The organism is Haloarcula halophila (assembly GCF_029278565.1).
In the GTDB taxonomy this organism is placed as follows: domain Archaea; phylum Halobacteriota; class Halobacteria; order Halobacteriales; family Haloarculaceae; genus Haloarcula; species Haloarcula halophila.
The window spans coordinates 961,685-976,595 of record NZ_CP119559.1 but is presented as its reverse complement, the minus strand read 5'-3'; the positions used below and the strand labels follow the sequence as shown (position 1 = coordinate 976,595).

The following is a 14,911-nucleotide window of genomic DNA, read 5'->3' as shown; positions in this document are numbered from 1 at the left end:
CCGCTCGAATCCGACAGCTACAGGTAGTCCCTGACAGAACGCACGGGTATGTCCGACGATCACCACGAGGAGGACCGTCCGGAGTTCGATCCCCAGAACGTCGACCTCCCCGCCAAGGAGCCGCCGCTGCGATCGACGGCCCCCCAGAGCGACTTCACGATGTCGCAGGTTTCGACCGGGGCTGTCGTGGCGCTTGTCGGTCTCGCGCTCACGTTCGGTATCGCGTTCGCGCTCGTCTGAGAGGCTGTCCTCAGAGGTGTCGTGCCAGTGTCGGTGCCTTCCAGAGATCGGCAAGCCGGAACGGGTATAGCTCCAGCAGGTCCGGGATCGTCAGCTCGTAGCGTTGGAGCCGGTCGAGTTGTGTCGGCGACATCCCACCGGCTGCACGGACGAACCGGTCTTGCTGGGTGGCCGTGAAGTCGTACAGTAACTCGCCGACGGCCCGCTGGAGCTTCCAGGCGCCGCCCTTCTCGTCGTTCCACTGTCGTTCGTAGGCAGCCAGCCGTGAACGAGCGGTATCACCGGCCCGCAGCGCGTCGATCGCCACGTCGGCGGCCATCTCCGCCGACTCCATCCCCGGTCGGATCCCTTCGCCGAACAGAGGGTTGATGCTGGAGACGGCGTCGCCGACGGCGAGCAGGCCGTCGATCGCCCGCGTGTTGATCGAGTTGTTCGAGTACACCCGCCCGGCGTGGGTTTCGCGGACGGAGTCGACGGTCCATCGATCGTCGTGCTCGGCCCAGCGCTCGACGTAGTCGTCGATCTGGCGGCTCGCGTCGGTCCGATGACGCTCGTAGAAATCGTCGATCCAGCAGAGACCGACCTTGAACACGCCGTCACCGGCGGGGAACGTCCAGGCGTACCCGCCGGGGGCGTCGAAGTGATCGAACCGGAACAGCATCTCGTCTCGCTCGAACTCGCCGACGGCCTCGTACTCCTTGCCGATCCCCCGCTGTGCGCTGTCGCGGTCGAACATCCCGAGTTGCTCTGTCAACACGGCCGAGTCGCCGGTCGCGTCGACGACGAGGTCGGCCGAGACCGTCCGTTCGGCCCCGTCACGCAGACAGTTGACGCCGGCGATACTGCCACGTTCGGACACCGGCTCTGTGACCCGAACGCCGGTGTGGACTTCGCCGCCGTTGGCTTCGATATCCTCCCCGAGAAACTCCAGGAACGCCGGGAAATCGAGGACGTAGCCCGGGATATCGAGCCGCTCGGAGGTGCTCGGTCCCTCGAAGATCACACCCGAACTGTCGGCCATCACGACCGAGTCGGGAACGTCGTACCCCTGGATGACCTGCTCGAAGGTCCCACCGGTCGATTTGTCGTTGTCGGCCAGTTCCGCGTGGGCTTCGAGGACGGCGACCGAGAACTCCGTACGGTCGGTGAGTTCGCGTGCGAACTGGAGACCGGAGGGCCCGCCGCCGGCGACGACCACGTCGTACGTCTCCTGCATGGGTCGGTCTCCGAACGGCGCGTAAAAAACCCTTCCGCGCTCGGCCAGCACGTCGGGACACTCCGCTCGGTTGGACCGTCGCAAAACGGCTCTGTGGGTGTTGTCCGACGTGGCGGCACGCTCGACGCGATACCGACGCCAGTATATAAGTTCCTGTAGCGGGATGGTTCGAGCGTGTCGTCCGAACAGTCTCCGGGAACGGTCGTCGCGACCGGAACGTCGATAGCCGACGCGGGTGAGCAGGCCGGCCGTGAGGCTACGAGCGCGGCACGCACCGCGCTAGACGCGGACCGGGTCGACTTCTGTCAAGTGTTCGCTGATGCCGCGTTCGACCCCGAACGCGTTCTCGCCGGCGTCAGGGCGGCCGTCGACGAGGACACCGCCGTCGTCGGCTGTACCGCCGCGGGAACGTTCACCGAGGAGCGGACCATGGATCGGGGTGTCGCGGTCGGCGTCGTCACCAGCGATTCCTTCCAGTTCGACACCGCTATCGCGAGCGGACTCGGCGAGAATATCCAGGGAACGGTCAGAGAGGCCGCACGGTCGTTGCCCGACGACGTCGACTATCCCTACCAGTCCGCGCTCGTTCTCCACGACGGACTCTCCGGCATCGGCGAGCGGTTGTCCCTCGCGATCCAGCGCCGACTCGGCCCACACGTCGGGTTCGCCGGCGGGGCCGCCTCGGACAACTTCCGGATGGAGTCGACGCCCGTCTTCTGTGGCGAGACCGTCGCCGAGGACGCGCTCGTGTTGGTCCTGGTCTCCGGGGAGGACCGGGCGGTCATCTCCGTCGACCACGGGCACGAACCGATCTCGGAACCACACGAAGTGACCGACGTGGACGGCAACCTGGTCAGGGAAATCGACGGCGAGCCCGCCTTCGAGGTCTGGAAAGACACGGTCCGGGACCACGTCTCGGAGACGTTCGGGCTCGACGTCGATTCCTCCCAAGTCGACGCGCCGCAACTGCAGCGGCTGATGGGTGCATACGAGTTCGGTATCGACCAGGGGGACGGCTACAAGATCCGGTGGCCACGGACCGCCGTCGGCGAAAGCGGCAGTCTCCGGTTCGCCGTCGACATCCCCGAAGGGACGGTCCTCCGTGTGATGCACGGGAGCCCGGAGAGCCAGATCGAGTCGGCCGGCCGGGCCGCCAGCGAGGCCGTCGAGTTGGCTGACGGCGAAATCGCGGGCGGGTTCGTCTACGACTGTGCCTGTCGGGAGATCATCCTCCAGGACGAGTATCCGGCCGCCGTCGACGCCCTGGCCGAGGTGTTCGACACGCCGTTTGCCGGCTTCGAGACGTACGGTGAACTGTGTATGCAGATGGGGCAACTCAGTGGCTTCCACAACACGACGACAGTCGTGTTCGTCTTCCCGGAGTGACCGATGGACAGGAACGAACTCGTCTCGAAGTTCGCGGAGACGGTCGGCGTCGAGAAAGCCCAGTCCGTCGTCGGTGCCGCGATCGACGCCGTCGGTATCGAGGACGATACGTCGATGACGAACACCGACGCACGCGACGTCTGTGAGGTCATCCAGCACGAACACGACGGATACCTCGCGCTCGTGGCGGGCGAACTTCGCGTCCACCTCGAAGCACAGGAGCGGTTCGGCGCGCTCCTGGGGAACATCCCGGACCCCGCCGTCGTCGTCGAGTTCGACAAACGGGAGCCACGAGTCACGTCGGTCAACGAGGCCTTCGAGACAGCGTTCGGCTACGACCGTAGCGAAGCAGTCGGGAGCCTCCTTTCGGAGCTCGTCGCCGCTCCGGGACAGACGGCAGGAGATATCGCCGAGAACTGGTTACAGGACAGCGCACACTCCGAACAGGAAGTCGAACGGGCGACCGCGAGCGGGGCGGTTCGGACCTTCCTCTTCCGGAGCGTCGTCGTCACGCGAGAGGGCGGCGGTGTCGAAGGGTACGGTGTCTATACGGATATCACGGAGCGCAAACGCCGCGAACAGCAACTCGAACACCAAAACGAGCGACTCGACGAGTTCGTCAGCATCGTCAGCCACGACCTCCGGAACCCGCTGAGTGTCGCCGCCGGCCACACCGAACAGTTGCGCGCTGTCGTCGACGATCCGGCGGCGAACGACCACCTCGACGCGCTGGACCGGGCACACGACCGGATGGGCGCGCTCCTCGAAGACCTGCTGGAACTGGCCAGACAGGGGCAGGTCGTCGGCCAGCCGGAGCCTGTCGACCTCCGATCGCTCGCGACCGAGGCCTGGGAGCAGGTCGATACCGACGGAGTGACACTCTCGGTCGACGCGACGACGACCGTCGAGGCCGATCCCGAGCGCCTCCAACAGCTCTTCGAGAACCTGTTTCGCAACGCCGTCGAACACGGCGTTCCCGACGAGTCCACCGAACCGGACGGGCCGGAGATAACGGTCACGGTCGGGACGCTGGGACCGACCGGCACTGACGGGTTCTACGTCGCCGACGACGGTCCGGGTCTGCCGGAGGGAGATCACGAGCAGGTGTTCGAACACGGCTACTCGACCAATCCCGACGGGACGGGCTTCGGGCTCTCCATCGTCCAGAACATCGCGGAGGCACACGGCTGGCACGTCACCGCGACCGAGAGCGAGCGCGGCGGCGCTCGGTTCGAGATCCGCTGGTAGTCAGGCCAGTTCGTCCTCGATCGTCGACCGGAGGTCGGTGATCTCCTCGGCGTGGTACTGTAGCCGCTCGTCGTTGACCGTCAGGTCGAGGTGGTTCGAGCCGTTCGCCTCGCCCAGTTCCGTCACCGGGGCGATACCGTCGAAGGCCTCCCGTACCGCCGCCGGATCGGTCGTCTCGAAGACGACGCGGCCGGGCTGTTCGCCGAACAGGAGGCGCTTGCGGGTCCCGCGCTCGACGGTCTCGATCTCGACGTCGGCACCGGCGTCCTCGTGGACCATCTCGGCAAGCGTCACGGCCAGTCCGCCGTGGCTCACGTCGTGGGACGCCAGAACGTGCTCCTCGTCGGCCACGTCGGCGATGGTGCTGATCAGACTCTCGGGGTCGGCCGGCAGTTCGGGGAACCGGTCGGTGCCGCCGAAGACGGCGGTGTACTCCGAGCCGCCCAGCCGCGGGTCGGACTCCCCTTCGAGGGCACGGTCGCCGACGACGACCAGGGTGCCCTCGCCGGATAGCGACAGCGGTGGGGCGTCGTACCCCTCCTTCACGCCGACGAGCGCGAGCGTCGGCGTCGGGGGGATGGGACCGGCCGCCGAGTCGTTGTACAGCGAGACGTTGCCGCCGACGACCGGCACGTCTAGGTCGCGACACATGTCGGCCAGACCGTCGACGATACCCTTGAAGCCGCCGTAGACGGCGGGATTCTCCGGATTGCCGCCGTTCAGGCAGTCGACGGCGGCGTGGGGTGTCGCACCTTTGGCGGCGACGTTGGTCGCGTTCTCTAACGCGACAGCGCGAGCCCCTTCGTACGGGGCGGCGTCGGTCCAGTTGGGGTCGGCGCCGGCCGAGAACGCCAGGCCGGTGCCGGCCTCGCGGATCGCCAGCAGCGCGGCGTCGTCGCCCGGCAGGACGCTCGTCCGGACCTGGACCTCGTGGTCGTACTGGCGGTAGACCCACCGCTTGGAGGCGGTGTTGGGGCTGGCGACGACCTGCCGGAACGCCTCCTCCATGTTGACCGTCGGGAGGTCCCGTTCCTGCTCGGGCGGGGCCGTGCTCGGGAGGTCGTTCATCGGCGCGCCCTCCCCGAGGAAGTGGGCGTCGACGTCGACGACGGTCTCGCCGTCTCGCGGGCCTTGCCCGCTCGACTCGTCCGAGGCTGTCGCCTCGCCCTCGAACGTACAGACGTAGTTCGTGCCGGGTTCGGTGAGTTCGCCGATGACCGAACAGCCCAGGTCGTACCGGTCGGCCAGTTCGGCCACCCGATCGACGTTCTCCGGGCGGACCTCGTAGACCATCCGCTCCTGGCTCTCGGCCAGCAGGATCTCCATGGCGTTCATGTTCGGTTCGCGCTGGTGGACCCGGTCGAGTTCGATGCGTGCGCCCAGGCCGCCCTTGGCGACCAGTTCCGAGGAGGCCCCACCCAGTCCCGCAGCGCCGAGGTCCCGCGCGGACTCGATCAGGTCCTCGTCCAGCAGCGCCTCGTTGCACTCGATGAGCAACTTCTCCGTGTAGGGGTCCCCGACCTGGACGGCCGGTCGGTCCTCGGTCTCGGCGTCCTCCGCGAGGTCCTCGCTGGCGAAGGAGGCCCCGCCCAGGCCGTCACGGCCCGTCGAGTTCCCGACGAGGACGAGTTTGTTCCCGGGTTCCTGTGCCTCTGCGGTGATGGTCCGTTCGGGTTCCAGCAGGCCGATACAGGAGACGTTGACCAGTGGGTTCCCCTCGTAGTCGTCGTGGAAGGCGACCGATCCCGCCACAGTCGGGACGCCGATACAGTTCCCGTAGTGGGAGATGCCCTCGACGACGCCCTCGAAGAGGTACCGGGAGTGTTCCCGGTCGAAGTCCCCGAAGTACAGGGAATCCGCCAGCGCGATGGGGTAGGCGCCCATCGAGAGGGTGTCGCGGACGATCCCGCCGACGCCGGTGGCGGCGCCGTCGAAGGGGTCGACGTAGGAGGGGTGGTTGTGGGATTCGACGCCCATCGTGATGTACATCTCCTCGCCGTCGCCGTGAGTCGGGAGCGAGACGACGGCGGCGTCGTCGCCGGGGCCGATGACGACCTGGTCGCCCTCGGAGTCGAAGGCCGACAGGAGCGGTCGGGAGGAGCGGTACGCGCAGTGCTCGCTCCAGAGGTTCTCGAAGAGAGCGGCCTCTGCGCGTGTCGGCTCCCGACCGATCTCGTCGACCACGATGTCGTGGTCCGCGTCGGACAGGCTCATTACCTCCCCGTGGCTCCCCGCCGGCTAAATCGCTTTCCATGCGCCCCCGAGGCGGCCGTCGCTCCGTGCGTGTGACCCGCCCTCGCGCCGACGCAGCGATCGGGCCTTACTAGTTTGGGAACTAGTCTACGCTCTCGGAAGGTAACGATAGATGTACGATGACGCGACTGACGGTCGACACCCTCACGGACGAGACGAACAGCGAACTCAAGCGTGCGGTCGACGGGACACCCAGCGTCGAACTGGCCGACGGCTCCGGGACCTCGCTGACGATCAGCGGCGACGACGCCGGTGTCGAACAACTGGAACGGACACTGTGGACCCGTGAACTCTCGGCGCGTCAACACGGACAGGACTCGCTGGCCGACGCGGATCAGACGGCACGGGAGTGTCTTCGGGCGGCCCGCTGACTCAGACGACGTACGAGCGGTGTTGGCCGCGACTCTCGGTGTCGACGAACCGGTAGCGCTGGCAGTCCTCGAACTGCCCCGCGAAGGCGGCGTCCGCGGCACCGTCGACGTCGTACACCTCGTCGGCACCGGCGAAGCCGTCGGCCGTCAGCCGCTCCCGAACCGCAGTCGGAATCGGTTCTCCGGGGGCCGTCTCGACGACGAGCAACTGATCGGTGAAGCTCTTTGCCGTCCAGGCGTCGCGGACGCCGTCGTGTGTGGCTACGTCCGCTGCTAGCTCTCGGGCGGTCTGTGCGCGCTCACTCATCCCCTAGTCGTACGCTCCCCGCCTCGAAGGGCCTGACCGCGAAGGTGTTCGGTTACTCCTCCTCGCCGCCGTCGGTCAGCGCCGGGAGCTTCTCGTCGGCGAACCAGGCGAACTCGCGGGTGTACTGGTCCGTCTCCGCGAGATCCCAGGGGTCCCGGTCGGTGACTCGGGGACCTTCGAGCCAGGACTGGACGATGTTCCAGAGGAAGATCAGTTGGCCGACGACCAGCAGGACGACCCCGAGGGTCGCGAGCTGGTGCAACAGGGTAAACAGGTCGACCGGCCCGGCGGTGACGCTGTAGGTCGCATAGCGACGGGGCATCCCCGCGTAGCCGAGCAACACCATGGGGAAGAACGTGACGTTGGTGCCCAGCATCGTCAGCCAGAAGTGCCACTTCGCGAGGCTGCGCTGGTACCACCGGCCGGTGTACAGCGGGAACCAGTAGTAGATGCCGGCGAAGACGGCGAAGGCGATGCCACCCATGATGACGTAGTGGAAGTGCGCGACGACGTGGTAGGTGTCGTGGAGGATCAGGTCGACGGGGATGGCCGCCTCGAAGACGCCGGTGACCCCGCCGATGATGAAGTTCCCGACGAAGCCGACACAGAACAGGAACGGTGCGGTGAGCCGCAGGCTCCCGTTCCACATCGTCGCCATCCAGTTGAACGTCTTGACCGCACTAGGGATCGCGATGGCGATGGAGACCGCCATGAAAGAGGCCCGGAGCCGCGGGTCCATCCCGGTCGCGAACATGTGGTGGGCCCAGACGCCGAAGGAGAGGACTCCCAGCGCGAGCGTGGAGTAGACGACGAACTTGAAGCCGAACAGCTTCCGGCCGGTGAACTTCGGCAGGATGTAGCTGATCAGCCCCATCGGCGGGAGCACGAGGATGTACACCTCGGGGTGGCCGAAGAACCAGAAGAGGTGTTGCCACAGCAGCGGACCGCCGCCGTCGGTCGTGAAGAACGTCGTCCCGAGGTTCCGATCCAGCAGGAGCATGACGAGTGCGCTCCCCAGCAGCGGGAACGCGAAGAGGATCTGGCCGGACTGGACCAGCACCGTCCAGGAGAAGATGTCGAGGTTCGCCCAGGTGACGTCGTCGCCGCGTTCGGTGAAGATGGTCGCGATGAAGTTGATCGCCCCCATCGTCGCGGCGACCCCCGAGAGATGCAGTCCCAGCAACATGAGGTCGACGCCGGGGTTGGTCTGCTCGACAGATAGCGGCGCGTACATCGTCCAGGCAGTCTGTGCGGGTTCGACGCCTTCCAGGAACGGTGCGCCGATGAGTCCGCCCCAGATGAGCAGGGCGGCTGGGGGGAGCAACCAGAACGCGATGGCGTTGATCCGTGGGAACGCCATGTCGTCGGCCCCGATCAGCAGCGGGATGAAGTAGTTCGAGAACGCCGCCAGGATCGGCGTCCCGAACAGGAACAGCATCGTGATGCCGTGGGTCGTCAATAGACCGTTGTAGAGGTTCGCACCGATGAAATCCTCCGCGGGGAAGAGCAACTCGAAGCGCATGAGGACGACGGCGACGCCGCCCCAGGCGAACGCCAGGACCGCGAACGCCCCGTAGAGGATGCCGATGTCCTTGTGATCGACCGTCGTCAGCCAGCGGACGATCCCACCAGGTTTCTCGTGTGTCGTCTCGGAGACGGTCCCCCCGCCCCCGACCGTCGGGGCGTAGGACCGCCAGTTCTCGACGCGGGTGAGCGCGGCCATCACGCCCACCAGCAGCGCCGCCATCAGTACCGTCGTGACGAGTGTACCGACTACCATTTGGCTGCCGTTCCGGCTCTCGCTACCTGGGTCTTGGCGGGAATATGTTCGCCCGCCGTTTCTACCGGATGCGAGCGGTCAGAACGGCGTCTCGACGTCCGTCTCGGGCTGGCGATCCTTGTCGTCGCTCGCTCCGATCTGTTCGGGGATCTCACCGGTCTCCCGATAGGTCTCCGCCAGCTGTTCGAGTTTCCCGTTGATAGCGACGCTCTCGTGGTGCATCGGGCCGACACGCACCCGGACCAGGTCGTACTCGTGGCGTTGGGAGAGCCCGTTCCAGGCCCGAAAAGCGCCGACGGTGAGCGTATCGCTCTGTGGGCAAAACTCGGTCGTCGGGGTAAATTCGGCCCGCAGGACCGCCGGATCGTCCGGCTCGCGGGCGTACCGGAAGCCCGCCTCGGGGTGGCGGTGGTCGAGGTTCAACCGTGCGAGGTTGTAGCCGAAGGTCATGTCGTAGACGCCCCGCTCGGCGAACAACGCCATCGTCAGCCGGTGGAAGGCGGCGTGGTCCGCCCCGGTCAACACCGCACAGCCGTCGAGGAACTGCCCCGGTTCGGGGACGTGTTCGGGCGCGAACGTGTCGTAGTCGTCGAAGCCGGCGTCCGTCTTCTGGCCGCGGAGTTCGGAGAGAAAGCCCATACACGACGTTCGTGGCGCCGTCACACAGGGGGTTGTCCCGAATATGTTCGTCCGAACCCCCACCGTCGGTCGGCCCCGATCGTCCGACGATGGTCGCGACCAGTTTCGACGACGAGCGAGCCTACGACGACGCACAGTTCTCGGCACAGACGATCCACGAGACCGACCGCCAGAAAGTGGTGTTGGGCTACTTCGAGCCCGGACAGTTCATCCCCGTCCACGCGCCGGGCAGCGACGTGGCGATCACGGTCCGCTCCGGGACCGGCGTCGTCCGCGACGGCGACGAGGAACACGAGGTCGAACCGGGCGACGTGATCGCGGTCCCCGCCGACCAGGACCGCGGCGTCCGGGCGGCCGGGGAGCGCCTCGAAGCGACGCTGGTGACCGCACCGCCGCCGACCGACGCCGAACACGACCCCGTCCGCCGTGGCCTCCGCGAGGGGACGTTCGATCCGGAGTGAGCCGAACATATTCGGCGACATACCCTGGCCTGTCGGCAGCGAAGGTCGAAGTGATGCCAGCAACCGAACTCGATCTCCGAGAGATGCCGCCGCCGGAACGCCACCCGAAGATCCACTCGGCCTTCGACGATCTGGATGCCGGCGAGGTGTTACGGATCGTCAACGATCACGAGCCCAAACCGTTGTTCTACGAGATGCAAGCCGAAGTCGAGACCTTCGACGCGGAGGGCTACGACTGCCGGAAAGTCGAGGACGGGAAATACGTCGCGGACCTCCCGAAGGAAGCATGACCCAGTCTGGCGACACCACGACCGAAACCGAGCGTATCGCGCTGTCAGAACTCGACGGGGACGGCCGGACACCGCTGTTCGAGGGCGAGCCCCGGACCGTCAGGCTGGCCCTCGACGCCGGGGAGTCGGTCCCGGCACACCAACACCCCGGTCGACAGATCGTCTTCCAGGTCCTCGACGGGGAGTTCGAGCTCGAACTGGGGGCGGAGACGCTGTCGCTGTCGGCGGGGGAGATCGCCCGGTTCGACGGCGCACAGGACATCTCGCCGACGGCGGTCACCGACGCCGAGGCGCTGCTCGTGCTCGCAGCGGCCGAGTAGTCAACCGAACAACTCCATCGCCGTCTCGACCGCGTCTTCCTCACCGCGGTTCGCTGCCTCACGCAGCGTCTCTTCGGGGAGTGCAAGCAGCCGATCGACCAGTCGCTCGCTCAACTGTTCGAGGGCGGCGACCTGTTCCGCCGAGAGCTCCCCGTCCGCCCGTAGTCGGGTGAGTGCTCGGTTGAGTTGCTCGGCCCGGACTTCCGCACCGCGGGCGGCGAGCTGTCCGAGCGCCTGTTCTACGTCCGGTGTCGGTTCCGTCGTGTCGTCGTTCACGCTCATGGCGTCCAGATGATCGTCACGGTCGCGTCGTCGGTCTCGACGGTCTCGTAGTCGTAGCCACGGTCGTCGAGTTTCGGATAGAGGTGCTGGGGTGCGCGGTCGTTCGCCTGGACGAGGACGGTCCCGTCGTCCAGTTCCGCGAGCGTCTCCAGTGTCTGTCGGAGCGGTTCCGGCGGCCCGAGTTCACGCACGTCCAGCCGTTCGGTCGGGGCGTCGGTCGGTGCGTCCGTCTCGGAACGCAGTGACGCGGGTTCCATGTTCGACGGTACGGTCCCACCCTCGCCGTCGGTTTCCCCGAACATGTTCGGAGACAGCGCCAGCAGGACGTGGACCGAACGTCCCGGATATGAGCGCGCTCCCCGGAGATATCGACGCTGAGGCCGGCCCGCCGATGACGGTTCCGCTGCGACACTTCGCCGTCGCGCTGGGGTTTCTCGTCGCCGGCGTCGTCGTCGGCGTCGTCAGCGGTCGCGCGGGTCATCTCGCACAGATCCACCTCCTGCTCGCGGGCTGGGTCTGTCTCACTATCCTCGGTGCGATGACGCAGTTCGTCCCGGTCTGGGCGGGCGTCGAGTTGCACTCCCGTCGGCTCGCAGCCCTGCAGTTGCCCCTGGCCGCGGTCGGGTTCGCCGGACTGGCTGTCGGATTCCTGAGCCGTGCGGAGGCGCTCCTGCCGGTCGCCGGCGGACTCGCAGTGCTGGGCGTCTGGGTGTTCTGTTACAACCTCGCCCGAACGCTGTGGCACGCCGACCTGGACGTGACCACCGGGCTGTTCGGAGTCGCGCTCGGTTTCTTCTTCCTCGTCACGGTCGCGGGCGTGGGACTGGCGCTCGATCGGACCGTCGGCCTGTTGCCCGTCGCCGGTGTCTCCCGGACGACGCTGCTCACCGGGCACGCGACGCTTGCGGTCTTCGGCGCCGTGTTGACTACCGTCGTCGGCGCGCTCGCACAGCTCGTCCCGATGTTCACCCAGGCCGATACCGGTCGTCTGGTGACCGTCACGGAGCGAGCCGCCGCGGTCGGCTATCCCGTCGGTGTCGTGTTGCTCGCCGGCGGACGGCTGTCCGCCCACCCGACCGTCGCACGCGCGGGCGGACTGCTCGTCGTGGCCGGTCTGGCGACCGTCGGACTCGTCCTGGCCCGGCGACTGCTCGGTGCGACCGTCGACTGGTCGCCGATGCTGACCCGGTACGCCGTCGTCGCCGTCTCGGTCGTCTGCTGGGCGCCCCTGGCCGCGCTCACGTGGTGGCGTGACCCGCTGGGCTACGCCGGACTGTTCGGCCACTCCACGACCGGGAGCCTGCTGCTGGTCGGCGTCGTCGGTTTCGTCGTCCTCGGGACGCTGTATCACGTCGTCCCCTTCATCGTCTGGGTCCACCGCTACAGCGACCGGCTGGGTTTCGAGGATGTCCCGATGATCGACGACCTCTACGACGGCCGGGTGGCGGCCGGCGACGCGACCGCGCTCGCGGCCGCTGGTAGCCTCGCTCTCGGTCACGAGACGGGTGTACTGCCGGGGATTGCGGCGACTGCTGCGGGAACGGTGGCGGCCGTCGGTGCAGTCCTGTTCGCGGCGAACCTCGTCTCGGTGCTGCTCACTCACGGTCCACAGTCGATGCCGGAACTCCTCGGTGGACGCCTCGCTCACGCGTGGGACCGATAGCGGAACCATCAGTCCGACGGCTGTTCGGTGTACAGCGAGTACGTGAGGACGGCGAAGCCGGCTGCGGTGAACGTGCTCTCGACGGTGATGCTGGTCGCGACCGGGAAATCCAGCATCTGGTGGAGGCTCCCGGCGAAGATACTGCCGACAGTTACGAGTCCGATCCCGACGAACAGGGCACGCATCGCGGGGGAATCGGTCCGTCGGTACGCACGATAGGTCAACGCCGTCAACACCGCGCCACACACCAGTGTCACCGTCTTGGCGGCGATCAGCAGGACTGCACTGAGCCCGATCATGGTACCGACTCCTGGAACGGAACGTCCAATATAAATTACAGGGTGTTTTCAGGGCGCGGGAAGCCCCGTCGGTGAGAGCGCTACCGAACGTATAGCGAGTACAGGATGATTCCCAGCCCGATAGCGGTCAGCCCGCTGGAGACGAACACGCTCGTATAGATGAGGTCGACGCTGTAGATCCTGCTGATGACGATGTCCAACACGCCACCCAATACCGCTCCCAACGTGACCACCCCGAACCCGTAGGTCAGCCACTTGTGCTGTGGGGCCTCGGTCCGCCGGTAGGCTTGATACGAGTAGTAGGTGATCAACCCCCCGATGATGAGGATGAGCGTCTTCGAGACGACGATACCGATCTGTGAGCTTGGGATGTGTGGCATGGTACTACGTCTCCTTGCGGACCTCCGACCAGAGGTTCTCCAGGCGCTGGTCCGGCGAGCGCGCACGGTGTGAGATGTCGACCGCGAGGTTGCGGTCCTCGTCCAGGGCGATGACGACCTCCTCGAAGTCGACCGCGTACCGGCTGGCGTGCTGGCCGTCCGGTCGCACTTCGACACCTTCGTACAGCAGCGACGACTCGGTCAGTAGTTCCAGCTTACGGTACGCCGTCGACAGCGGAACCCCGCTCTCGTCCGATATCTCGCTGGCCGTCATCGGCTCGTCGAGGACACTGACGATGGCTCGACAGTCCTCGTCGTCGAGCGCGTCGAGTACCGTCTCCAACTCCGGTGTCTCGTCGTCAGCGAACGGGTCCCGGACCATCTTGCTCTGACGTGCTCTCTCGACACGGTTAAGATTCCCGAATCCAGCCGAAACCTACCGAGGGCGGCGGGTTTCTGGCCGAATCGACCCCTGAAACTTGGGGTAGTCTTATGAAAGCCGCTCGGGCGTTCTCACTGGCCGGGAACGGTTCTACTCTCTCGGGAACACGCTCAAGGGGGTTTATACAGAGGGTCCATCTTCCGAATTGCACATGACTGATCCAATCGGTGCACCCGGCTCGGGAATCTCTCGTCGCGACTTCGTGAAGGCATCCGGCGTCGGCGGGGCGCTCGCTATCGCGGGCTGTTCTGCACCGGGTGACCCAAAGGAGACGGTCGAGACGGCCACGGACACGGCGGCCACGGCCGCGAACCAGTCGAGCGACCTCCCGACGACCTCGCCGCCGGAGGTCGTCAACGTCGACGAACAGGGCGGCGAGGTCACGCTCTCGTCGGTCCCTGCTCGCCACGACGCCCACCCCGGCGAGACGATGGGCGGTCCGGTCGAACTCCCGCAGGTCTGGGCGTTCAAGGCCGACGACGGCGAGCCGAGCGTCCCCGGGCCGATCCTCCGGACGACCGAGGGATCGCCCATGGAAGTCACGTTCGACAACTCCGACGGCATGCGCCCGCACACGGTCCACTTCCACGCCGTCCAGAAGCAGTGGGAGGACGACGGGGTTCCGACCACGACGGGCATCCGGATCGACCCCGGCGAGTCACACACGTACACGATTCCGGCGAACGTCCCGGGCACCCACCTCTACCACTGCCACTACCAGACCCATCGGCACATCGACATGGGGATGTACGGCATCTTCCGCGTCGACCCGGAGGGGTACGAGCCGGCCGACAAGGAGTACTTCATGACGCTGAAGGAGTGGGACTCCCGACTCAACCGCCAGATGGCCGGGATGGACGCCACCTACGACGTTCGGAACCGTCGCCCGGACACGTTCACGATCAACGGCAAGTCCGCGCCGCGGACGCTCCACCCCGAAGATGGCTCGCCGATCATCGTCGAACAGGGCGATACGGTTCGCATCCACATGTGTAACAACGGGTACATGGACCACCCGATGCACATCCACAACCACCGGTTCCAGGTCACCCACAAGGACGGCGGGAAGATCCCGGAAGCCGCCCGCCACGACCAGGACATCACCAGTATCCCACCGGCTGGACGACACACCATCGAATTCGAGGCCGACGCCGATCCCGGCATCTACCTCGCGCACTGTCACAAGGTGAGCCACGCGATGAACGGGACCTCCTATCCCGGTGGGATGGTCACCGGCGTCGTCTACAAGGACGCGATGGACACCGATATCTTCAAGCAGCTGATGGAGTACGCGGGGTATGAGGGGTGAGCAACGCGAAGCCCTCATACAAAAA

The 14,911-nt window shown here is 66.5% G+C and carries 19 protein-coding genes; 9 read left to right on the top strand and 10 right to left on the bottom strand.

The window, feature by feature from the left end; all coding sequences use genetic code 11:
- Positions 1–48: 48 nt before the first annotated feature.
- Entirely contained in the window at positions 49–240 is a 192-nt protein-coding gene (locus P0204_RS05170) for a DUF7550 family protein (RefSeq protein ID WP_276222268.1), read from the top strand.
- A gap of 10 nt (positions 241–250) precedes the next feature.
- Here the strand turns inward: P0204_RS05170 and P0204_RS05165 are convergent, their stop codons facing one another.
- Complete coding sequence (locus tag P0204_RS05165) at positions 251–1,456, bottom strand: NAD(P)/FAD-dependent oxidoreductase (RefSeq protein WP_276222267.1); 1,206 nt, start codon at positions 1,454–1,456, stop codon at positions 251–253.
- 174 nt (positions 1,457–1,630) lie between these two features.
- Between P0204_RS05165 and P0204_RS05160 the strand changes: the two genes are divergently transcribed.
- Positions 1,631–2,842 (top strand): FIST signal transduction protein, encoded by a 1,212-nt coding sequence (locus P0204_RS05160; RefSeq protein WP_276222266.1) that lies wholly within the window; start codon positions 1,631–1,633, stop codon positions 2,840–2,842.
- 3 nt (positions 2,843–2,845) lie between these two features.
- On the top strand, positions 2,846–4,090 hold the full coding sequence (locus P0204_RS05155; protein WP_276222265.1) for an ATP-binding protein: 1,245 nt from the start codon (positions 2,846–2,848) through the stop codon (positions 4,088–4,090).
- On the opposite strand, the gene purL is transcribed toward P0204_RS05155, so the two are convergent.
- Positions 4,091–6,304, bottom strand: coding sequence for a phosphoribosylformylglycinamidine synthase subunit PurL (gene purL, locus P0204_RS05150; protein WP_276222263.1), 2,214 nt, complete (start codon positions 6,302–6,304; stop codon positions 4,091–4,093).
- A gap of 158 nt (positions 6,305–6,462) precedes the next feature.
- Here purL and P0204_RS05145 point away from each other — a divergent pair, with 158 nt between their 5' ends.
- The gene (locus tag P0204_RS05145) at positions 6,463–6,714 is read left to right on the top strand and encodes a hypothetical protein (RefSeq protein ID WP_276222261.1); all 252 of its coding nucleotides are present in this window, start codon (positions 6,463–6,465) and stop codon (positions 6,712–6,714) included.
- A 1-nt stretch (position 6,715) separates the two neighbouring features.
- Here the strand turns inward: P0204_RS05145 and P0204_RS05140 are convergent, their stop codons facing one another.
- From P0204_RS05140 to P0204_RS05130, 3 genes are all read right to left on the bottom strand, one after another.
- Complete coding sequence (locus P0204_RS05140; RefSeq protein WP_276222259.1) at positions 6,716–7,021, bottom strand: hypothetical protein; 306 nt, start codon at positions 7,019–7,021, stop codon at positions 6,716–6,718.
- 52 nt (positions 7,022–7,073) lie between these two features.
- Positions 7,074–8,801 carry a cbb3-type cytochrome c oxidase subunit I gene (locus P0204_RS05135; protein ID WP_276222257.1) on the bottom strand — a complete coding sequence of 576 codons (1,728 nt, stop codon included), beginning with the start codon at positions 8,799–8,801 and terminating at the stop codon, positions 7,074–7,076.
- 78 nt (positions 8,802–8,879) lie between these two features.
- On the bottom strand, positions 8,880–9,440 hold the full coding sequence (locus tag P0204_RS05130; RefSeq protein WP_276222255.1) for a DUF7998 family protein: 561 nt from the start codon (positions 9,438–9,440) through the stop codon (positions 8,880–8,882).
- Between the two features lie 89 nt (positions 9,441–9,529).
- On the opposite strand from P0204_RS05130, the gene P0204_RS05125 reads away from it, so the two are divergent.
- Genes P0204_RS05125 through P0204_RS05115 form a run of 3 tightly spaced genes read left to right on the top strand, consistent with a single transcriptional unit; the run spans position 9,530 to position 10,511 of the window.
- Positions 9,530–9,901, top strand: coding sequence for a cupin domain-containing protein (locus P0204_RS05125; RefSeq protein WP_276222253.1), 372 nt, complete (start codon positions 9,530–9,532; stop codon positions 9,899–9,901).
- Between the two features lie 53 nt (positions 9,902–9,954).
- Positions 9,955–10,191 (top strand): DUF2249 domain-containing protein, encoded by a 237-nt coding sequence (locus tag P0204_RS05120; RefSeq protein ID WP_276222251.1) that lies wholly within the window; start codon positions 9,955–9,957, stop codon positions 10,189–10,191.
- Positions 10,188–10,511, top strand: coding sequence for a cupin domain-containing protein (locus tag P0204_RS05115; RefSeq protein WP_276222250.1), 324 nt, complete (start codon positions 10,188–10,190; stop codon positions 10,509–10,511). The genes P0204_RS05120 and P0204_RS05115 overlap by 4 nt, the downstream gene beginning before the upstream one ends.
- Here the strand turns inward: P0204_RS05115 and P0204_RS05110 are convergent, their stop codons facing one another.
- Both P0204_RS05110 and P0204_RS05105 read right to left on the bottom strand, forming a co-directional pair.
- A complete protein-coding gene (locus P0204_RS05110; protein WP_419181155.1) occupies positions 10,512–10,787 on the bottom strand; it encodes a glutamyl-tRNA reductase in 276 nt (91 codons plus the stop codon).
- Between the two features lie 2 nt (positions 10,788–10,789).
- Positions 10,790–11,107 (bottom strand): DUF2249 domain-containing protein, encoded by a 318-nt coding sequence (locus tag P0204_RS05105; RefSeq protein WP_379801719.1) that lies wholly within the window; start codon positions 11,105–11,107, stop codon positions 10,790–10,792.
- Positions 11,108–11,139: 32 nt separating this feature from the next.
- Here P0204_RS05105 and P0204_RS05100 point away from each other — a divergent pair, with 32 nt between their 5' ends.
- On the top strand, positions 11,140–12,456 hold the full coding sequence (locus tag P0204_RS05100) for a hypothetical protein (RefSeq protein ID WP_276222247.1): 1,317 nt from the start codon (positions 11,140–11,142) through the stop codon (positions 12,454–12,456).
- 8 nt (positions 12,457–12,464) lie between these two features.
- Here P0204_RS05100 and P0204_RS05095 read toward each other — a convergent pair whose 3' ends face one another.
- The 3 genes from P0204_RS05095 to P0204_RS05085 all read right to left on the bottom strand — a co-directional run bounded on the left by P0204_RS05095 (position 12,465) and on the right by P0204_RS05085 (position 13,517).
- Complete coding sequence (locus P0204_RS05095) at positions 12,465–12,755, bottom strand: DUF7521 family protein (protein ID WP_276222245.1); 291 nt, start codon at positions 12,753–12,755, stop codon at positions 12,465–12,467.
- A gap of 80 nt (positions 12,756–12,835) precedes the next feature.
- Complete coding sequence (locus P0204_RS05090) at positions 12,836–13,135, bottom strand: DUF7521 family protein (protein ID WP_276222243.1); 300 nt, start codon at positions 13,133–13,135, stop codon at positions 12,836–12,838.
- A gap of 4 nt (positions 13,136–13,139) precedes the next feature.
- On the bottom strand, positions 13,140–13,517 hold the full coding sequence (locus P0204_RS05085; RefSeq protein ID WP_276222242.1) for a winged helix-turn-helix domain-containing protein: 378 nt from the start codon (positions 13,515–13,517) through the stop codon (positions 13,140–13,142).
- 211 nt (positions 13,518–13,728) lie between these two features.
- Here P0204_RS05085 and P0204_RS05080 point away from each other — a divergent pair, with 211 nt between their 5' ends.
- The gene (locus tag P0204_RS05080) at positions 13,729–14,886 is read left to right on the top strand and encodes a multicopper oxidase domain-containing protein (RefSeq protein WP_276222239.1); all 1,158 of its coding nucleotides are present in this window, start codon (positions 13,729–13,731) and stop codon (positions 14,884–14,886) included.
- Positions 14,887–14,911 lie beyond the last annotated feature (25 nt).